The organism is Streptosporangium jomthongense (genome assembly GCF_042650425.1).
Taxonomy (GTDB): domain Bacteria; phylum Actinomycetota; class Actinomycetes; order Streptosporangiales; family Streptosporangiaceae; genus Streptosporangium.
This window is the reverse complement of sequence record NZ_JBHSBC010000039.1, coordinates 86,957-106,685: the sequence shown is the minus strand read 5'-3', so window position 1 is coordinate 106,685 and position 19,729 is coordinate 86,957. Positions and strand designations below refer to the sequence as shown.

18 protein-coding genes and 1 pseudogene are annotated in these 19,729 nt (G+C 70.0%); 10 read left to right on the top strand and 9 right to left on the bottom strand.

The annotated features are described in order from the left end of the window. Nucleotides 1-93: 93 nt before the first annotated feature. Nucleotides 94-342 (top strand): glutaredoxin family protein, encoded by a 249-nt coding sequence (locus ACFOYY_RS33285; RefSeq protein WP_184711971.1) that lies wholly within the window; start codon nucleotides 94-96, stop codon nucleotides 340-342. Here the strand turns inward: ACFOYY_RS33285 and ACFOYY_RS33280 are convergent. Then, entirely contained in the window at nucleotides 339-2,120 is a 1,782-nt protein-coding gene (locus tag ACFOYY_RS33280; protein ID WP_352010944.1) for a putative quinol monooxygenase, read from the bottom strand. The two genes, ACFOYY_RS33285 and ACFOYY_RS33280, sit on opposite strands and share 4 nt — an antisense overlap. Nucleotides 2,121-2,323: 203 nt before the next feature. On the opposite strand from ACFOYY_RS33280, the gene ACFOYY_RS33275 reads away from it, so the two are divergent. From ACFOYY_RS33275 to ACFOYY_RS33265, 3 genes are all read left to right on the top strand, one after another. Further along, the gene (locus ACFOYY_RS33275; RefSeq protein ID WP_362912481.1) at nucleotides 2,324-2,968 is read left to right on the top strand and encodes a sigma-70 family RNA polymerase sigma factor; all 645 of its coding nucleotides are present in this window, start codon (nucleotides 2,324-2,326) and stop codon (nucleotides 2,966-2,968) included. 97 nt (nucleotides 2,969-3,065) lie between these two features. Beyond that, complete coding sequence (locus ACFOYY_RS33270) at nucleotides 3,066-3,761, top strand: DUF5667 domain-containing protein (protein ID WP_386195053.1); 696 nt, start codon at nucleotides 3,066-3,068, stop codon at nucleotides 3,759-3,761. Nucleotides 3,762-3,858: 97 nt separating this feature from the next. Beyond that, nucleotides 3,859-4,725: an HAD family hydrolase gene (locus tag ACFOYY_RS33265; RefSeq protein ID WP_386195051.1), complete on the top strand. Its 867-nt coding sequence runs from the start codon at nucleotides 3,859-3,861 to the stop codon at nucleotides 4,723-4,725. Between the two features lie 38 nt (nucleotides 4,726-4,763). Here the strand turns inward: ACFOYY_RS33265 and ACFOYY_RS33260 are convergent, their stop codons facing one another. The 8 genes from ACFOYY_RS33260 to proC all read right to left on the bottom strand — a co-directional run bounded on the left by ACFOYY_RS33260 (nucleotide 4,764) and on the right by proC (nucleotide 11,868). Next, entirely contained in the window at nucleotides 4,764-5,615 is an 852-nt protein-coding gene (locus ACFOYY_RS33260) for a lysophospholipid acyltransferase family protein (RefSeq protein ID WP_352010948.1), read from the bottom strand. Next, a complete protein-coding gene (locus tag ACFOYY_RS33255; protein ID WP_362912477.1) occupies nucleotides 5,612-6,628 on the bottom strand; it encodes an NAD-dependent epimerase/dehydratase family protein in 1,017 nt (338 codons plus the stop codon). Before ACFOYY_RS33255 ends, ACFOYY_RS33260 begins: the two co-directional genes overlap by 4 nt. 23 nt (nucleotides 6,629-6,651) lie before the next feature. Next, nucleotides 6,652-6,750 carry a 30S ribosomal protein bS22 gene (locus ACFOYY_RS33250; protein ID WP_018654693.1) on the bottom strand — a complete coding sequence of 33 codons (99 nt, stop codon included), beginning with the start codon at nucleotides 6,748-6,750 and terminating at the stop codon, nucleotides 6,652-6,654. Nucleotides 6,751-7,046: 296 nt separating this feature from the next. Further along, nucleotides 7,047-7,250, bottom strand: coding sequence for a helix-turn-helix domain-containing protein (locus tag ACFOYY_RS33245; RefSeq protein WP_012887307.1), 204 nt, complete (start codon nucleotides 7,248-7,250; stop codon nucleotides 7,047-7,049). 321 nt (nucleotides 7,251-7,571) lie between these two features. Then, nucleotides 7,572-8,369: a phosphatase gene (locus ACFOYY_RS33240; RefSeq protein WP_352010950.1), complete on the bottom strand. Its 798-nt coding sequence runs from the start codon at nucleotides 8,367-8,369 to the stop codon at nucleotides 7,572-7,574. A gap of 44 nt (nucleotides 8,370-8,413) precedes the next feature. Next, on the bottom strand, nucleotides 8,414-9,577 hold the full coding sequence (locus ACFOYY_RS33235; protein ID WP_352010951.1) for an acetoin utilization protein AcuC: 1,164 nt from the start codon (nucleotides 9,575-9,577) through the stop codon (nucleotides 8,414-8,416). 166 nt (nucleotides 9,578-9,743) lie between these two features. Then, nucleotides 9,744-10,994 carry an MFS transporter gene (locus ACFOYY_RS33230; protein WP_352010952.1) on the bottom strand — a complete coding sequence of 417 codons (1,251 nt, stop codon included), beginning with the start codon at nucleotides 10,992-10,994 and terminating at the stop codon, nucleotides 9,744-9,746. Between the two features lie 79 nt (nucleotides 10,995-11,073). Further along, the gene (gene proC / locus ACFOYY_RS33225) at nucleotides 11,074-11,868 is read right to left on the bottom strand and encodes a pyrroline-5-carboxylate reductase (protein ID WP_352010953.1); all 795 of its coding nucleotides are present in this window, start codon (nucleotides 11,866-11,868) and stop codon (nucleotides 11,074-11,076) included. Between the two features lie 121 nt (nucleotides 11,869-11,989). Between proC and ACFOYY_RS33220 the strand changes: the two genes are divergently transcribed. The 6 genes and pseudogenes from ACFOYY_RS33220 (at nucleotide 11,990) to clpB (ending at nucleotide 19,682) form a co-directional block, all read left to right on the top strand. After that, nucleotides 11,990-12,487: a hypothetical protein gene (locus ACFOYY_RS33220; RefSeq protein ID WP_352010954.1), complete on the top strand. Its 498-nt coding sequence runs from the start codon at nucleotides 11,990-11,992 to the stop codon at nucleotides 12,485-12,487. A gap of 459 nt (nucleotides 12,488-12,946) precedes the next feature. Continuing rightward, nucleotides 12,947-14,818, top strand: coding sequence for a molecular chaperone DnaK (gene dnaK, locus ACFOYY_RS33215; protein WP_352010957.1), 1,872 nt, complete (start codon nucleotides 12,947-12,949; stop codon nucleotides 14,816-14,818). A gap of 26 nt (nucleotides 14,819-14,844) precedes the next feature. Beyond that, nucleotides 14,845-15,441: a nucleotide exchange factor GrpE gene (gene grpE, locus ACFOYY_RS33210; protein WP_352010958.1), complete on the top strand. Its 597-nt coding sequence runs from the start codon at nucleotides 14,845-14,847 to the stop codon at nucleotides 15,439-15,441. A 34-nt stretch (nucleotides 15,442-15,475) separates the two neighbouring features. Continuing rightward, entirely contained in the window at nucleotides 15,476-16,663 is a 1,188-nt protein-coding gene (gene dnaJ, locus ACFOYY_RS33205) for a molecular chaperone DnaJ (protein WP_352010959.1), read from the top strand. Nucleotides 16,664-16,665: 2 nt separating this feature from the next. Beyond that, a pseudogene (locus ACFOYY_RS33200) lies at nucleotides 16,666-16,918 on the top strand (heat shock protein transcriptional repressor HspR); the annotation flags it as partial. 178 nt (nucleotides 16,919-17,096) lie between these two features. Next, nucleotides 17,097-19,682, top strand: a complete 2,586-nt coding sequence (gene clpB / locus ACFOYY_RS33195) for an ATP-dependent chaperone ClpB (RefSeq protein ID WP_386195046.1) — start codon at nucleotides 17,097-17,099, stop codon at nucleotides 19,680-19,682. The last annotated feature ends 47 nt before the right edge of the window (nucleotides 19,683-19,729 follow it).

Below are 19,729 nucleotides of genomic sequence, written 5' to 3'. Positions count from 1 at the left end.
GTCGGGTACGGAACGGGACGACGAGAACTCCCAGGTTGCTCTCCTGTCCCCCACGTTCCCGGACCGGCCGTGCCCTGGGCTAGCGTGACGGACATGGCACCGCAGGACCACCGCATCACGCTGTACGGCAAGCCCGGCTGTCACCTGTGTGACGACGCGCGGGCGGTGATAGGCCGCGTGGCGGCGGAGCTGGGCGTTCCGTGGGAGGAGCGTGACATCACGCTCTCCGAGGAGGACCAGGCGAAGTACTGGGAGATGATCCCGGTCACGCTGATCGACGGCGTCCAGCACGACTTCTGGCGGGTCGACGAGGGTCGGCTGCGCGCCGCGCTGGCTCGCTAGATCCTGAACGCCGTGGGCAGCGGCATCACCTTGGCGGCGTTGACCGTGAGTTCGATCACGTTGGTCGCCAGCACCATGCTCTGCCGCTCGGCGACGAAGCGCTCGACGTGGGGCTGCCGCTGGTGCTCGGCGTAGGCCACCTCGTCGCGGTACAGCTCGTAGACGATGCGCTGCAACGGGGCCGACTTCACCGAGTGGCAGGCGTAGATCAGCGTGTCCGGCTCGGCGCGGCGGACGGCCTCAAGTGTCTCCTCGGCCAGCCGGTCGAACCTCTCCCCGGTGCCGTCGAGGAGGGTGAACACGGTCAGCAGCCCGAAGATGGCCGGGGAGGGACGGCCCGCGCCACCCGCCTGCTCGGGCCCGGCGCCGGGATACATGACGCCGGTCTCCGGGGCGGCCATGGGCGGCTGGCCGTAGGCGCCGAAGGCGGGCACCCCGGGCTGGGACTGTTCGGGCGCCTGGCCGTGCCTCGCGCCCCGTGAGAGGTCGGGGCCGCCGGGCGGGACGGGCGGGGCGCCGAAGGCCTGGTCGGCGGGCATGGGGGCGAGGCCGTTGTTGTGCCTGCCGCCGTACAGGGGGTCGGCGGCGAACTCGCCCGTGCCGGGACCGACGGCGGGATCGACGGGTTTGGCGCGCCTGCCGCCGCCGCGCCTGCCGTACTCGTTGGTCTGGATGTCGTACTCACCGGTGGCCGGGCCGCCGGAGGTCATGCCGAACTGGCCGTTCCCCTGCGGCTGCGGGCCGTACGCGCCTGCCGGGGGCGGTGCGGCGGGGGGTGCAGAGGGCTGCGCGGTGGGCGGCGCGGCGTAGTCGCCCGCCATGAACATGCCCGTCGCGGGCCCGCCGAACATCTCGTTCCCCACGGGCGGCGCGTTCGGCGGAATCGGTGCCTGCCGTGTGTGCGCCGCGTAGTCGGCCTCCCGCTCCCCGGCCCGATATTCGGCCACCAGGTCACCGAGACCGGAATGGCGCGCGGAGTCCTCGGGTACGGCCCGGCGCCCGGCGACCTGGACGTCCTGGAAGGGCGGCTGCTCCGGCGCGGCCCTGCGGCCCGCGGGCCGTGTCTCGCGTCGTGCGTCCTCCACCGGTTCCTCCTCGTCCTCGTCCTCGTACGGCGCCAGCGGGCGCAGCACGACGTACCACACGGCGGCCCCGGCGACGGCGAGCAGGACGATGGTGAGCATCCCGGGGACCGCGAAGCTGACCGCCCCGATCGTGGCCAGGCCCACGGGGCCGAGCACGAGCATGGCGTGCAGGTTGTCGGCGTCGTAGTCGTCGCCGTTGCGGCGCAGCACCGCGAGGATCAGGGCGCCCAGCAGGACGAGCGCGGCGCCCGCGTGAACCGCCCAGAGCAGGTAGGCCGGGAAGACGTCCCAGTGGCGGCTGCCCAGCGGCAGGCTGGTGGTGAACTCCTGTTCGAGGTCCACCCGGTCGGAGATCATGATGACCGTTCCGACAATGGTGAACGCCACGCCGAGGAGCCAGGAGGCGAACCTTCCCGCGGACCCGCGTCCGATGAGCTGGACCACTCCGACGGCCAGCCAGAGCGGGGCGAGCAATGATCCGGAAAGCTGGAAAACGCGGAATGTGGTCGCCCCAAATCCAATGAGACAGCCGGTTCCGATTACTGCGAGTGACACGCCCAGCGTCGCCGTCGTGAGGCTCCAGGCGATCAGCCATCCCTTGCGTTCATCCCGGATACGGCTGATGAGAGCGACTGTGGCGATGATCGCGAGCAGCGCCCCGGCGAACGCGATGACAGCGACGAGGAGATTCATGGTGCCTCCAATGCTGCCGGACATTACCCACTAACCGGTAGCCGAACTGATGACGGGCTGCTCGGACCCACGTAAAACCACCGGCGCCCTACCGTACCGACCGATTACCGGCAGTCACGACATTGCCCAGTGGATTGTGGAATTTCAGGTTGTTTTCCTAGAGTGTTCGAGCACGCCGTGCCCCCTCCCCCAAGGGATACCGGATGCCAGACACGTGGCCGTTCGCCGGGCCCCTCCCCACGACCACCGGGGTGACCCAGCCTGCCCGCAGTAATGAGCTCGCCGCGCGCGAGGACGCCTCGGAGGAACTCCGGAGGCTTGTTCTGCGTGCCAAGACAGGGGACACGGACGCCTTTGGCACGCTCTACGACCGCTACCTGGACCTGGTCTACCGGTACGTCTACTTCCGGGTCGGCTCCCATCCACTGGCCGAGGACCTCACCAGCGAGACCTTCCTGAGGGCCCTGCGCCGGATCGCCGACTTCACCTGGCAGGGCCGCGACTTCGGGGCCTGGCTGGTGACCATCGCCAGGAACCTGGTCGCCGACCACTTCAAGTCGGGCAGATACCGCCTTGAGGTCTCGACCGCCCAGGTGTTCGACGTCCCCCTCGACGGCCCGCACATCCCGGAGAACGCCGTCGTCACCGCGATGATCAACGATCGGGTGCTCAGCGCGGTGCGCGCGCTCGGCCCCGAGCAGCAGGAGTGCGTGGTCCTGCGGTTCCTGCACGGCATGTCCCTGGCGGAGACCGCTCTCGTCATGGGCAAGAAGAGCGGGGCGATCAAGGCCCTGCAGTTCCGTGCCATCCGGGCGCTGGCTCGTGCGCTGCCCTCGGATCTCGGCTGACCGTACCGATGGCAGGGGATCGCGTAACCTGGCACGCGGGGCTGTCGTTAGGCAAGTGCACAGACGGATCATGACCTGGGGGCGGCAGGGAGCGTTCATGGGTAAGTGGCTGCCCGGCATCTCACACAGATCGCGGACACGCATCCAGGATCGCGTGTCCCGGCTCGGTGCCGACATGAGCGGCGACCCCCGGCCCGAGTTCCGCGCCGAACTGCGTGAACGCCTGATGAACGCCGCCGAGGAGGACCTGCCCCCCGAGCCCGTCGCCGCCGACGTCCCGGACGTCCCCCGGCGGGCGCGACGCCGTACGGCGCTGGTGCCCCAGCTGGTGAGCCTGGCGTTGGCGGGCGCGCTGGTCGCGGGAGGCGTGGGGACCTACCGATCGATGCCCGGCGACGCGCTCTACCCCCTCAAGCGGGCGGCGGAGAGCACGTTGTTCCACCTGAGCACCGACGACGCCGAGCGGGCCGACCGCTCCTTCGGCTACGCCGAGACGCGCGCCCACGAGGTCGAGGAGCTTCTCGGCGCGACCAAGCGGGAGAGCGGCCTGATCGACGAGACCCTCAAGGACATGGAGGACACCACCCGCTCCGCGGTCACCTCCCTCACCCGGGTCGAGCGCCGCAGCGGCAGGAGCACCGGGCAGCTCAAGCGTTTCGTCCAGAAACAGCGCAACCAGATCGAGATCATGCTCCCCAAGATGGACGAGGAGGACCGCCGCAGGGCCAACGGCTACCTCGACTACATCGACGGCCTGACCCAGCCCGACTCGCGGCCCGTCACCAGGGACTGATCCACACCAGGACGTCACAGGGCGTCACGACGACTGTCACGGGGTCTAGAGAGCGGCGCACGGGCGCGGTGCACGGGCGCGGTTAAGCTGAGGGGCTATGAGGCGGCTACTACGACGGCGGGACGAACCTCGGACGGCCGGAGAGGTGGCGGCCGCGGCGGCGGTGGCCATGCCGATGGCCGAGCCCGACCCGTCCTCGGCCGCCTTCTTCGACGTCGACAACACGATGATGCGCGGCGCCTCCATCTACCACTTCGCCAGGGGGCTGGCCTCGCGCGGCCTGTTCACCACCAAGGACCTGCTCAGGTTCGCCCTCGGCCAGGTCATCTTCCGCGTCCGCGGCGACGAGAACCCCGACCACATCGCCAAGGCCAGGGAGACCGCGCTGGCGTTCGTCGCGGGCAGCAAGGTCGAGGAGATCGTCAGGCTCGGCGAGGAGATCTACGACGAGGTGATGGCCGACCGCATCTGGGCGGGCACCCGCGCCCTCGCCCAGGGCCACCTGGACGCCGGCAGACGGGTCTGGCTGGTCACCGCGACGCCGGTCGAGCTGGCCCGGGTCATCGCCCAGCGCCTCGGCCTGACCGGCGCCCTGGGCACGGTCGCCGAGACCAGGGACGGCGTCTACACCGGGCGTCTGGTCGGCGACCTGCTCCACGGCCCCGCCAAGGCGGCGGCCGTACGGGCGCTGGCCCGCCGGGAGGGGCTCGACCTGGACCGTTGCTCCGCCTACAGCGACTCGGCCAACGACCTGCCGCTGCTCTCGCTCGTCGGTCACGCGACCGCGGTCAACCCGGACGCCGAGCTGCGCGATTACGCCAGGGAGAACGGCTGGGACATCAGGGACTTCCGTACCGGCCGTAAGGCGACCATGATCGGGCTGCCCATCGCCGCGGGCGCCGGGGCGGTCGCGGGCGGAGTCGCCGCGGCCGTCGCCCTGCGCCGCTTCTACCGCTCCAGGTGACCCGCTCCGGATGACCCGTTCCAGGTGACCCGAGAGGGTCAGAGGAACGGCGGGAAGGCGTGTCCCCGCCGCAGGCGCAGCTCGTTCAGCTGCTGCTGGATGACCTCACGGACCTGGTCGGTGAGGTTGAGGACCAGCATGGGGTCGTCGGCGTCCGAGGGGGCGAACTCGTCGGTCCTGATGGGCTCGCCGAAGCCGATCACCCATTTGGACGGCAGCGGCACCAGCCCGAGCGGGCCGAGCCAGGGGAAGAACGGCGTGACCGGCAGGTACGGCAGGCCGAACGCCCTGGCCAGGAAGCGCAGGTCGCCGATCTTGGGGTAGATCTCCTCGGCCCCCACGATCGCGCAGGGGATGATCGGCACCCCCGCCCTGATGGCCGAGGCGACGAACCCGCCACGGCCGAAGCGCTGCAGCCGGTAGCGCTCGGAGAACGGCTTGCCCACACCCTTGAACCCCTCGGGGAAGACCCCGACGAGTTCGCCCTTGCGCAGCAGGCGGTCGGCGTCCTCCGGGCAGGCCAGGGTGTGCCCGGTCTTGCGGGACAGGTGCCCGAGCACGGGGAGCTGGTAGACCAGGTCGGCGCCGAGCAGCCGTACGGCGCGGTGGCTCGGGTGCTCGTCGTGCAACGCCACCTGGAGCATGAGCGCGTCGAGCGGGACGGTGCCCGAGTGGTTGGCCACGACCAGGGCGCCGGAGTCGTCGGGGACGTTGTCCATCCCGACGGTCTGGACGCGGAACCAGTGCCGGTACAGCGGGCGGATGAGTTCGAGCAGCACCCTGTCGGTGAGCTCGGGGTCGAAGCCGAACTCGTCCACGTCGTACTGTCCGGAGACCCGGCGCCGCAGGAAGTCCAGCAGTCCCGCGACGCGGTCGTCCTTCTCGCTCACCGTCCGGCCGCCGTCGGGAGGAGACGGGAGGGCAGGCCCCGCGAACGGACGAAGTCCTCGAACGCGGCGGCGGTGGAGAACTTGGGCCGCCAGCCGAGCTCCGCGGCGAGCCTGGTGGTGTCGACCACGCGTCCGTAACGCATCAGGCGCACCTGCTCGGCGGAGTAGCCGGTCAGCCCCGTGCCCTTGACCAGGTCGCCCATGAGGTCGCCCATGAGCCGGAAGGCCGGTGAGGGCAGCGGGATCGTCGGCAGGCCCGCCCTGCGGGCGCACTGGGACAGCAGCAGCACACCGTCCCCGGCCACGTTGAACGTTCCGGGGTGGTCCTCGGTGGCCATCCGCCTGAGCACCTCGACGGCGTCGTCCTCGTGGACGAACTGCAGCCGGGGGTCGAAACCGAGCACGGTCGGCAGGACCGGCTGGGTGAGGTAACGCGTCAGGGGCGAGTCGATGCCCGGTCCCATGAAGTTGGCGAACCTGAGTGTCGAGACGACCACGTCCGCGCGTCGCCTGGCGAAGCCACGGACGTAGCCCTCGACCTCTGAGGCGTCCTTGGCGTAGCCATGGCCCGGGTGCTCGCCGGGATCGCTGTCCTCGGCGAAGACCGCCGGGTCGTGCGGGGAGGAACCGTACACCGCCGTGGTCGAGCGGATCACGACACGGCGGACCGTCGCGGACCGCTGACAGGCACCGAGCAGTTGCATGGTGCCGATGACGTTGTGCTCTTTCATGAGGGCCCTGCCACCGCTCCGCGAGGGAGCGCTGACCAGGCTCATGTGGACCACAGTGTCGATGTCGGCGGCCGCGATCACCTGGGCGATGTCGGGGCTGCGCAGATCGACACGGACGAACTCCGTCCGGCCGGGAGGTACGCCGCCATCACGTGAGAGCGAGGGCGGCGGCACCGTGTCCACTCCGATGACCCGGTCGATGGCCGGGTCAGCCGCGAGAACGCTCGCCACTCGGGCGCCGATGTGGCGCGAGACCCCGGTGACAAGCACGGTATGGGTCATCGGCGCCTCGCAGATCCGCGTCGCTACTTCTTGTTACGCCGCTGGATGCGGGTCTTCTTGAGCAGCTTACGGTGCTTCTTCTTCGCCATGCGCTTACGGCGCTTCTTGATCACAGAGCCCACGGGACCCCCAGGTAGCTGGTAGCCGAGTTTGTCAGACCGGTGCGCGCGAGCACACCGGCTCAACAGACTACCGGCGATCCGTGGTAGATCGCCCCCTGGGGGGAGCCCGGGTACCGGAACTCACGGCGTGACGCGCACGCCGCTACCCCACCGTCGTCTTGTCGAAGGCCGGGTTCCCGTCACCGGATCTCACCCGGGGACCGGAACCCGTCGGCCGTTCGCCCGTCTTCGCTCACCCGGTGGCCGGGTCACCCAGGACCCCGGCCGCCGGGCTCACCCGTCGGGCTCGCACCGCTTCAACCAGCCTCGATGTAGGCGTCCCTGAGATAGTCGTGGACCGCCTGCTCCGGCACTCTGAAGGATCGGCCGACCCGGATGGCCGGCAGCTCGCCCGAATGCACGAGTCGGTACACCGTCATCTTGGACACCCTCATGACAGTGGCCACTTCGGCCACGGTCAGGAACTTCACCTCACTGAGAGGTCTTTCGCCTGCACCCATCGGACGCCTCTTCCGCACGTGTTTCCGGGTTATCCCCACTGGTGCCATTGCTCACGCACGTGTACTGCCGTCAGCGTAAGACGGGACTCCGAGTGTGCAAACCCCCCACTGTCTCAGTCTTCGCAGTCCCACGTCAGCGAAACGGAAGAAAACGCTGGCCAGCAGCCGGAACCCACCTCTCCCCCTGGTCTTGGAACGGACCAACTGCCTCTTCTCAGAGTCGCCCACAACGGCCAAAAATTTGGCAAACGGGTGGCGAGGCAGATGGAATGCAGGCGCGAAAAGCACGTAAGGGTCGGGCCGATTCGTGCAACGCCCGTCTCAGAGAGCCCGTACGACTCTCTCGATCAGATGATCCGTCAGCGGAGCGTAATACCTCGGTAGCACGTTGTCGTCAAGGGGCACGGTGACCGCGATCTTCCCCTCGGCCTCGCCGACGAAGAGCGCGGGGTCGTTGCTGTCGGCGAAACCGACCGTGAGGACGCCCGCCTCCCCTGCCGCCCCGGCCCAGCCGTGGTCGGCGATCACCAGGTCCGGCCGCCCGTCGCCGAGTTCGGCGAGCATGGCCTCCATGGGGGCCGCGTCGTGGGTGTGCGCGAAGTTGCCACGGTCCGCGACCATGGCGACACCGCCCAGGTAGCGGATCTCGTGCTTGCGGCCCGAGGCGGGGCTGCGGTGGGACCAGCCCTCAGCCGGGTCGAGCAGCGTCGCGCCATGCCTGCTGAGCAGCCCGGCCAGCACCAGGTGCACGGCCAGCAGCCCGGTCGGGTGGCCGGTGGCGATCAACACCCTCGGCGAGCCGACGCGCAGCGCCCCGGCGATCGTGTCTCCCATCGCCTCGACGGCGTCGATCGTCAGGTCGGGGTCGATGGTGTCCTGGCCGTCGCGGTGGTCGGGGTCGGCCACGACCCCGGCGGACTTGGCCATCAGTTCGAGGACGTCCCGCTCGTCCCAGCGGCCCTCCGGCCTCAGCCCGAACAGGTGGCGCGGCTCCCGCTCGGCCAGTGCCCGGTAGTGGTCGAGGTTGTTCTCCCTGCTGGTGGCCACGTCCCCGGCGATGCGGGTGCGGACCAGGTGCGCGCGGAGGCTCTCACGCGTCATCGGCCGCCGGTCGCTCATCCGTCCTTCCCCTCCTGTCTCGGCGTGCTCTCCCACCGTCACGGTCATGGGAGGGGGTCCAGTCCGTGGAAGGGGAAGATGGCCTTCCTTGTCGCCATGATGGCTCTGTCGATCGGGTCTGCTGGATCATAACCAGCAGAAAAATCCCGAAATTCCGGGTTCCTGCCGTCGGTCAGCGTGAGCGGCGCCGTCTCCCCCGTGCGCTCGGCGACGAACCGCCGCCAGCCGGGAGGCGTCTCGGTCTCCGGGTCGAGCGGGTGACCGGAGACCTCGGCGATCAGGTGGGTCCAGGCCCTGGGCACCACCCGGACCAGCTCGTATCCCCCGCCGCCGGTGACGACCCAGCGCCCTCCCGCGGTCTCGTGCGCCAGCTCGTGCAGGGCCGCGTAGGCGGCGCGCTGGCCGTCCAGGCTGAGCATGAGGTGGGCCAGTGGGTCCAGCGCGTGGCTGTCGCAGCCGTGCTGGGTGACCAGGACCTCGGGGGCGAACTCCCGCAGCAGCGGCGGCACGACCGCGCCGAAGGCCCTCAGCCAGCCGATGTCCCCGCATCCGGCGGGCAGCGCGACGTTGACCGCCGTCCCCTCCGCCCCGCGCTCGTCGGGGAAGCCCGTCCCGGGGAAGAGCGTGCGGGGGCTCTCGTGCAGGCTGATCGTCAGCACCCTGGGGTCGTCGTAGAAGGCGGCCTGGACCCCGTCGCCGTGGTGCACGTCCACATCGACGTAGGCCACCCGGGTCGCGCCCTGGGCCAGCAGCCAGGCGATCGCCACCGCCGGGTCGTTGTAGACGCAGAACCCGCTCGCCGCGTCGGGCATCGCGTGGTGCAGCCCGCCGGCGACGTTGACCGCGTGCTCGGCCTCGCCGTGCCACACGGCGCGGGCCGCGGCGAGGGTGGCACCGGTGATCAGCGCGGAGGCCTCGTGCATCCCGGCGAAGGCCGGGGTGTCCTCGGTGCCGATCCCGTGGGCCCGGTCGGGGCGCCCCTCCGCGGAGGCCCGCCTGACGGCCTCGATGTAGCCGCGCCCGTGGACCATCGCCAGCTCGTCGTCGGTCGCGGCCACACAACCGGCCACCTCGACGGCGTCGAGCACGCCCAGCTCCCTGGCCAGCGCCATGGTCAGCTCGACCCGCACGGGCGCGAGCGGATGCCCCGGCCCGAAGTCGTATCCGGTGAGCGCGTCGTCCCAGACGACCCTCACGGACCGGCTCATGCGCCCTCCCTGTTCGACCGCGACGCGAGAAACGGGCGCTCCGGTACGGCCCCGCCCCCGGATCTCCCCACCCCGGCCGACGTTACCGCACGTGCAGACGCACAGACCCATCCGGCCTCTGACGGCCCCCAGGCGGCCCCTCGGACAGGCACCCCGCCTCGGACCCTCAGGCGGGCACGACCTCGGCGACCCTGCGCAGTCTCCTGACCGCGGGCACCAGCAGCAGGCAGACGCAGCCGCACACCGCGACCACCGCGGAGACGGCCAGCGTCTCCCGCGCGCCGAACACCCCGGCGAGAGGCCCGGCGAGCACCTGCCCGACCGGTACGGCGAGCGTCGAACCGCCGACCTCGTAGGCGGTGACCCGGTTGAGCGCCTCCGGAGGCACCTGCGTCTGGATGCTCGTGGCCCACATGACCGACCAGAACGCCCAGCCGACACCGCCGACCACGTGCCCGGCCATCAGGACCCCCAGCGGCGCCCCGATCGCGATCGTCAGCGGTTCGAGCGCGAAGCCGAACATGCCGATCGCCCCGGCCATCAGCGGGCGGGCGGGACGCACCCGCATCGCGAGCAGGCCGCCCAGGATCGTGCCCGCGCCCGAGGCCGACATGACCAGTCCGTACGCCTGGTCCCCCAGCCTGCCGCCGATCAGCACAGAGCCCAGCGGGATCAGCGGGCCGAACAGGGTGGCGCCGAAGATGATCCAGACCAGGATCACCGACCACATCCAGGTCCTGGACCGGAACTCCAGCCAGCCTCCGCGCAGGTTGCGCCACATCGACTCCTCGGCGACGACAGGGGAGCCCGGGGGCAGACGCATCAGGAGCAGGCAGGTGGCGCTGATCGCGAACCCCACGGCGTCGAGCGCGAAGACCACCCCGACGTTGACGAAGCCCGCGACGGCCCCGGCGACCCCCGGCCCGACCAGCATCATGATCGACTCGGAGACGCGCAGGGTGGCGTTGGCCCGCTGCACGTCCCTGGCCACCCTGGGGATCGTGCTGGCGACGCCCGGCTGGTACATGGCGGCCGCGGCGCCGTTGATCGCCGAGATGACCAGCACCTGCCACAGCGTGGGGGTGCCGAAGACGAACAGCGAGGCCAGCAGCGCCTGGGTCACGACCCTGACGACGTCCGCGCCGATCATCATGCGGCGCGGGGTGAACCTGTCGGCGAACACCCCGCCGAACAGGATCAGCAGCGCGACCGGTGCCATCCAGGCGGCCAGTGCCAGCCCGACGCCGGTCGGGCCGTACCCCAGGCCGCCGACGCCGAGCGCGGTCGCGATCGGCACCATCGCGCTGCCGAGCATGGAGACCGAACGGGCGGTGAAGAAGAGGCCGAAACCCCGCGACCAGACCGCGGGTCTCTCCCGTTCCCCCTGGCCGACGGCTCGTACGGCTTGCCCGCCCATCACATCACTCCCCGAGGCTTCCGTGGAGATGATGCCGTTTATCGCAAGAAAAGGAAACTTTACTGACTAATAGGGGATATCACCCACCGGCGAGCTGACGGCTTCGGTCCCTGGCGGCCTCGATGGCGGCCAGGAAGGCGGCGCGGACGCTGTGACGCTCCAGCTCGGCGATGGCCGCGATGGTCGTGCCGCCCGGCGAGGTGACCGCCTCGCGGAGGATCACCGGGTGCTCGCCGGAGTCACGGAGCATGATGGCCGCGCCGACGATCGACTGGGTGACCATGTCGAGGGCGGCGGAGCGGGGCATGCCGAGCAGGATGCCCGCGTCGACCATGGCCTCGACGAGATAGAAGAAGTAGGCCGGGCCGCTGCCGGACAGCGCGGTCGCGGCGTCCTGCTGGGACTCGGGGATGCGCAGCACCTTGCCGACCGGCCGCAGCAGGTCCTCGGTCAGCCGCAGGTGCTCCTCGGCGGCGTGGGCGCCCGCGGAGATCACGCTCATCGCCTCGTCGACCAGCACCGGGGTGTTCGACATGACCCGCACGACCGGGACGTCGCCGGCCAGCCTCGACTCCACGAACGAGGTCGTGATGCCCGCCGCCGCCGAGATCACCAGCCGGTCGGCGGAGACGTGCGGGGCGATCTCGGTCAGCAGGGAGCCCATGTCCTGCGGCTTGACCGCGAGGATGATCGTCTCGGCGCTCTCCGCGGCCTCGGCGTTGGTCACGATGCGCACGCCGTACCGCTTGCCGAGGTCGGCGGCCCGCTCCGGGCGCCGCGCCGTCGCCAGCACATCGTCCGGCTCGAACCCGGCCCGCAGCAGGCCCGACAGCAGGGCCTCGCCCATCTTCCCGGTTCCCAGAATCGCGATCACGTCAACGCACCTTGCATGAGGAGAAGCGGATGACCAGCCTAAGGGCAGCCCTGACGAGCCACGACGCGGGTGGTTGAACCGTACGGCGCCGTGATCCGTTGACAGGGTTATGCGTAGGATCGTGATTCCCGTCCTGGCCGGAGGCCTGCTGCTGACGGCGGCCTGCGGTACCCAGAGCGTCCAGAGCGGCGCCGTCGTCCCCGAGGCTCCCGCGGGCGCCGCGGGCGGCGCCGTCCCCTCCCTCTCGGTGGGCCACACCGTCGCCCCCAGGGTCGAACCGACAGAAAAGGGCGCCCCCAAGCCGGTCAAGCCGGAGGGCCACGCCATCGGCCCGCGCAAGGTGGCCTGGCTGTCCGCCAAGCCGTCGAAGGACGGCCGGAGCCTGCGGGTCGTCTGGTGGTCCGGGGTCGAGCCCTGCCAGGTACTCGACCGGGTGACCGTCAAACAGACCTCCAAGCGGGTGACCGTCACCCTCTGGGAGGGCCAGAGCGGCAAGATCCAGAACCCGGTCTGCATCGACATCGCCATCAAGAAGGTGACGACCGTCAAGCTCAAGGCCCCCCTCGGGCACCGCAAGGTCGTGGACGGCGCCAAGCCCGCCCCCAAGCCCAAGAACTGACCCTGCGTCAGGGAACGTTCGCCACCCGCCGCGCCGGTCCGACCCCGCCCGGAGCGGGCGGTGCGGCCGGCCCGCCCCACCGGGATCCGGTACGGCCGAGCGTCCGCGCAGGCGCGATCAGGCCGGCGGCGCGGCCGTACGGCCGCGGCGCAGCGGTGGGCCTCCGCGAGGCCGACATCGAAGCCATGGGTGAAGCCAGGGCCGGAACCCCAAGTGAAGCCCTCCCCGATCCCCTCCGGCAGGTCTCCGCCGGAGGGGTCGATCATGTCGGGGCCGTCCCGGGAGCGATCATGCGTGTTCCTTCGTTGGGGGATGTGGATCGCCCGTTGTTTCCCGGATTCCGGGAACCCTTTCACGCGCCCAAGGGTTGAGCGGCATAGACTCAAGTCGTTTGACAAACACCACTCGAAGCTCCACTATGAGTCTGACCCACTCAACTTTGACTACAAGGACGTACTCATGGCACGTGCGGTAGGTATCGACCTGGGGACGACCAACTCCGTCGTCTCGATTCTCGAAGGCGGTGAGCCCACGGTCATCGCCAACGCTCAGGGCTCGCGGACCACCCCGTCCGTGGTCGCCTTCGCGAAGAACGGTGAAGTCCTCGTTGGTGAGGTCGCCAAGCGGCAGGCCGTCACCAACGTCGACCGGACCATCCGCTCGGTCAAGCGCGAGATGGGCACCACCTGGGCTCAGGAGATCGACGGCAAGAAGTTCTCCCCGCAGCAGATCAGCGCCTTCGTCCTGCAGAAGCTCAAGCAGGACGCCGAGGCCTACCTGGGCGAGAAGATCACCGACGCGGTGATCACCGTCCCGGCCTACTTCAACGACGCCCAGCGTCAGGCCACCCAGGAGGCGGGCACCATCGCCGGCCTCAACGTGCTGCGCATCATCAACGAGCCGACGGCGGCCGCGCTCGCCTACGGTCTCGACAAGGAGAAGGACGAGACCATCCTCGTCTTCGACCTCGGTGGCGGCACCTTCGACGTGTCCCTGCTCGACGTCGGCCAGGAGGACGGCCACGGCTTCGTCGAGGTCAAGGCCACCAGCGGCGACAACCACCTCGGTGGTGACGACTGGGACCAGCGCGTCGTCGACGAGCTGGCCAACCGCTTCAAGAACGCGCACGGCGTCGACCTGACCAAGGACAAGATGGCCCTGCAGCGTCTGCGCGAGGCCGCCGAGAAGGCCAAGATCGAGCTGTCCAGCCAGTCCGAGACCTCGATCAACCTTCCCTACATCACGGCCTCCGCCGAGGGTCCGCTGCACCTGGACGAGAAGCTCACCCGGGCCGAGTTCCAGCGGCTGACCGCCGACCTGCTTGAGCGGTGCAAGGGCCCGTTCAACCAGGTCGTCAAGGACGCCGGCATCAAGGTCTCCGACATCGCCCACGTGGTCCTCGTCGGCGGCTCGACCCGTATGCCCGCGGTCGCCGAGCTCGTCAAGGAGCTGACCGGCGGCAAGGACCCCAACAAGGGCGTCAACCCGGACGAGGTCGTGGCCATCGGCGCCGCCCTGCAGGCCGGTGTGCTCAAGGGTGAGGTCAAGGACGTCCTGCTGCTCGACGTGACCCCGCTGTCGCTGGGCATCGAGACCAAGGGCGGCATCTTCACCAAGATCATCGAGCGCAACACCACGATCCCCACCAAGCGCTCGGAGGTCTTCACCACGGCCGAGGACAACCAGCCGTCGGTGCAGATCCAGGTCTACCAGGGCGAGCGTGAGATCGCGGCCTACAACAAGAAGCTGGCCACCTTCGAGCTGACCGGCATCGCCCCGGCGCCGCGCGGCATCCCGCAGATCGAGGTCACCTTCGACATCGACGCCAACGGCATCGTCAACGTCTCCGCCAAGGACCTCGGCACCGGCAAGGAGCAGACGATGACCATCACCGGCGGCTCCGCGCTGCCGAAGGACGACATCGAGCGCATGATGCGCGAGGCCGAGTCCTACGCCGAGGAGGACAAGCGCCGCCGCGAGGAGGCCGAGACCCGCAACAACGCCGAGTCGCTGGTCTACCAGACCGAGAAGTTCCTCGGCGAGAACGCGGAGAAGGTCCCCGACGACATCAAGAACGAGGTCAACGAGGCCCTCACCGAGCTGAAGAAGTCCCTTGAGGGCACCGACTCGGCGACGATCCGCGCCTCCGCGGAGAAGCTCGCCACGGTCAGCCAGAAGATGGGTTCCGCCATCTACGCCCAGTCCCAGGCCTCCGAGGGCCAGGCCGGTGCGGCGGGCGCCGCGGGCGCCGACGGCCAGAAGGCCGACGACGACGTGGTCGAGGCTGAGATCGTGGACGACGAGCCGAAGCGCGACAACGGCGCGAAGTGACGTCGCAGGCCGAGGGGAGCACGAGCGTGAACACGCGTGAGAACGGTTCCGAGCAGGAGCCGGTGATCCGCGACAACCGCAAGATCGACCCCGAGACGGGGCAGGCGCGCGCGGCGGACGGTGAGCAGGTCAAGGAGCAGGCCGAACAGCCCGCTCCGGCCGCCGACCTGGCCTCGGCCGAGCTGGCGATCCAGCTCGCCGAGCGCACCGCGGACCTGCAGCGTCTCCAGGCGGAGTACTCCAACTACCGCAAGCGGGTCGATCGAGACAGGACCCTGATCAAGGAACAGGCGGTGGCCGGTGTGCTGACCGAGCTGCTCCCGGTTCTCGACGACATCGGCAGGGCCCGCGACCACGGCGAGCTCACCGGCGGTTTCGCCAAGGTGAGCGAGTCGCTGGAGGTCGCGACGGGCAAGCTGGGGCTGAGCGCCTTCGGGACCAAGGGCGAGCCCTTCGACCCGACGGTGCACGAGGCCCTCATGCACAGCTACTCCCCCGATGTCACCGAGCCGACCTGCGTGGAGATCCTGCAGCCCGGCTACCGAATCGGCGACCGCGTGCTCCGCCCCGCGCGGGTCTCGGTCGCCGAGCCCGAAGAAGAGCCTGTCGCGAGCGACAGCTGAACCCCCCGTATCTGAGATCTGAAAAGGAACTGAGATGAGCACCAAGGACTACCTGGAGAAGGACTACTACGCCGTCCTTGGTGTGCCCAAGACCGCCACCGCCGAAGAGATCAAGAAGGCGTACCGGAAGCTGGCCAGGCAGTACCACCCGGACGCCAACCAAGGCAGCACGGAGACCGAGTCGAAGTTCAAGGAGGTCTCCGAGGCCTACGACATCCTGTCCGACACCAAGCGCCGCAAGGAGTACGACGAGGCGCGGACGCTGTTCGGATCAGGACTCGGCGGCTACGCGGGGGCCGGGGGGGCCTCGCGTGGGGGTGGGTTCCCCTTCGACCTGGGAGACCTGTTCGGAGGCACCCAGCAGGGCGGCACGGGCGGCGGGGGTGGCATCGGCGACATCTTCGGAGGCATCTTCAACCGGGGTGGCGCCCAGCGCTCCGGGGGGACGACCACGAGGGCGCGGCGTGGCCAGGACATCGAGTCCGAGGTCACGCTCTCCTTCGGCCAGGCGGTCGAGGGGACCACGGTCTCGCTCCGCCTGACCAGTTCCTCGGCCTGTACGGCCTGCGCGGGCACGGGGGCGAAGGCCGGGACGACCCCGAGGGTCTGCCCGACCTGCGAGGGCACCGGGGCGGCCAGCAGGAACCTCGGCAACTTCGCCTTCTCCGAGCCGTGCCGTGACTGCAAGGGCAGGGGGCTGCTGGTCGACAACCCGTGCGAGGTCTGCGAGGGCAGCGGACGGGGCAAGAGCACCCGGACGATCCAGGCGCGCATCCCGGCGGGGGTCGGAGACGGTCAGCGCATCAAGATCAAGGCCAAGGGCGCACCGGGCGAGAACGGCGGTCCCGCCGGTGACCTGTACGTCCAGATCCACGTCAAGCCGCACCCTGTCTTCGGCAGGACCGGCGAGAATCTGACGATCACCGTGCCCGTCACCTTCACCGAGGCGGCGCTCGGGGCCGAGATCAAGGTGCCGATCCTGAAGGGGCTGCCGGTCACACTGCGCATCCCCGAGGGCACGCCCAACGGCCGCACCTTCCGGGTGCGGGGCAGGGGTGTGGCCCGCAAGGACGGCACGAAGGGCGACCTGCTCGTCACGGTCGAGGTCCTGGTGCCTCAACAGCTGGAGGACAAGGCCAGGGGGGCCCTTGAGGACTTCCGCGACGCGACGGCTGGTGGTGACCCCAGAGCCGAGCTCATCGAACTGGCCAGAAGCGAGTAGCCATGGACGCCAACTACTTCGACCTGTCGGACGACACCCCCGTATATGTGATCTCGGTGGCGGCCCAGCTGTCCGGCCTCCATCCCCAGACCCTGCGCCAGTACGACCGTCTCGGCCTGGTCAGTCCGGGCCGTACGGCGGGGCGCGGACGCCTGTACTCGACACGCGACATCGTCATGCTCCGCGAGGTGCAGCGGCTCTCCCAGGAGGAGGGCATCAACCTCGCGGGCATCAAACGCATCCTGGCGCTGGAGACCGAGGCACTGCGCCTTCGTGACGAGAACCATCGCCTGCGCGCGGAGATGGCCATGATCCGCGCCCTGATCCAGTACCAACTGCCGCCCGCCTGACACTCCAACTCGAAGGCCGGGGGGACATCATCGCGCCGGCCCGCCCGGCGCCGTAGCCGCCGAACGGAGCAAGGCAGACAAGCATGGACTACAAGCTCACCCAGAAGAGCCAGGAGGCTCTCTCCTCAGCGATCAGGCGAGCGGCCGCCGAGGGCAACCCCGAGGTCGCCCCCGCCCACCTGTTCACCTCGCTGCTCGCCCAGACCGGCGGCACCGCCGTACCCCTGCTTGAGGCCGTCGGCGCCGACTGGAAGAAGCTGCGCACCGAGGCGGAGACGCAGCTGGCGGCCCTGCCGAAGGCGCAGGGTTCGACGGTCAGCGCCCCGTCCAGCTCGCGGCAGCTGCTGACGGTGCTGAACACCGCCGCCCAGCGGGCGACCCAGCTTGAGGACCTGTACGTCTCGACCGAGCACCTCCTGGTCGGCCTCGCCGCGGACAGCGGCCCGGTCGCCGAGCTGCTCAGGCGCAACGGGGCGACCCCGAACGCCCTGCTCGACGCCTTCGAGAAGGTTCGCGGGCACGCCAGGGTGACCAGCGAGACACCCGAGGACACCTACCAGGCGCTGGAGAAGTACGGCGTCGACCTGACCGAGCGGGCCAGGGCGGGCAAGCTGGACCCGGTGATCGGCCGTGACTCGGAGATCCGCAGGGTGATCCAGGTGCTCAGCCGCAGGACCAAGAACAACCCGGTGCTGATCGGTGAGCCCGGCGTCGGCAAGACCGCCGTCGTCGAGGGGCTGGCCCAGCGGATCGTCGCGGGCGACGTGCCCTCAAGCCTGCGCGACAAGCGCCTGGTCGCGCTCGACCTGGGCGCGATGGTCGCCGGGGCGAAGTACCGCGGTGAGTTCGAGGAGCGCCTCAAGGCCGTGCTCGGCGAGATCAAGGAGAGCGACGGGCAGGTCATCACCTTCATCGACGAGCTGCACACCATGGTCGGCGCGGGCGCGGCCGAGGGCGCCATGGACGCGGGCAACATGCTCAAGCCCATGCTGGCCCGCGGCGAGCTGCGGATGATCGGCGCGACGACGCTCGACGAGTACCGTGAGCGGATCGAGAAGGACCCCGCCCTCGAACGGCGTTTCCAGCAGGTCTACGTCGGCGAGCCGACCGTCGAGGACACCATCGCGATCCTGCGCGGCCTCAAGGGCCGCTACGAGGCCCACCACCAGGTGCAGATCGCCGACGGCGCGCTGGTGGCCGCCGCGGCGCTGTCCGACCGCTACATCACCTCCCGGTTCCTGCCGGACAAGGCGATCGACCTCGTCGACGAGGCCGCCTCCCGGCTGCGCATGGAGATCGACTCCCGTCCCGTGGAGATCGACCAGCTCCAGCGGAACGTGGACCGGATGAAGATGGAGGAGCTGGCGCTCGCCAAGGAGACCGACGAGAGCAGCCTGCAGCGCCTCGAACGGCTGCGCAGGGAGCTCGCCGACCGGCAGGAGGAGCTCAACGGCCTGGTCGGCCGCTGGGAGCGGGAGAAGGCGGGCCTGAACCGGGTCGGCGACCTGAAGAAGAAGCTCGACGAGGTGCGCGGCGCCGCCGAACGCGCCCAGCGCGACGGCGACTTCGAGGCCGCCTCCCGGCTGATGTACGCCGAGGTGCCCAGGCTGGAGGAGGAACTGGCCGAGGCGACCGCCGCCTCCCAGCCCGAGGACCCGATGGTCAAGGAGGAGGTCGGCCCGGACGACATCGCCCAGGTCATCTCCTCGTGGACGGGCATCCCCGCAGGCCGTCTGCTCGAAGGCGAGAGCTCCAAGCTGCTGCGCATGGAGGACGAGCTCGGCAGGCGCCTGATCGGCCAGCGTCAGGCCGTGCAGGCGGTCTCCGACGCCGTACGGCGCGCCCGCGCGGGCATCGCCGACCCCGACCGGCCGACCGGAAGCTTCCTGTTCCTCGGCCCGACCGGCGTCGGCAAGACCGAGCTCGCCAAGTCGCTGGCCGACTTCCTGTTCGACGACGAGCGGGCGATGGTCCGCATCGACATGAGCGAGTACGGCGAGAAGCACAGTGTGGCGCGTCTCGTGGGCGCCCCTCCCGGCTACGTCGGCTACGAGGAGGGCGGCCAGCTCACCGAGGCGGTCCGGCGCAGGCCGTACGGCGTGGTGCTGCTCGACGAGGTGGAGAAGGCCCACCCCGAGGTCTTCGACATCCTGCTCCAAGTGCTCGACGACGGGCGGCTGACCGACGGGCAGGGCAGGACCGTCGACTTCCGCAACGTGATCCTGATCCTCACCTCCAACATCGGCTCGCAGTTCCTGGTGGACCCGGGCCTCGACAAGGAGACCCAGCGCAAGGCGGTGCTGGACACGGTCAGGAGTTCCTTCAAGCCGGAGTTCCTCAACCGGCTCGACGAGGTCATCCTGTTCGACGCGCTCGGCACCGAGGAGCTGTCCAGGATCGTCGACCTGCAGGTGGCCCACCTGGCCAGGCGCCTTGCCGACCGGAGGCTGACGCTGACGGTCACCCCGGCCGCGCGTGACTGGCTGGCGCTGACCGGCTACGACCCCCTGTACGGCGCGCGTCCGCTACGCCGTCTGGTGCAGTCGGCGATCGGCGACACGCTGGCCAAGAAGGTGCTGGCCGGGGAGATCCAGGACGGTGACGAGGTTCTGGTCGATCTCGACGAGAAGGGGGACACCCTGGTCGTGGGACCGTCGGCAAGAGTTTGACCAGCATCGGTCCAAACGCTCCCGGCGCAGGGCTCTTCCTGTTACTT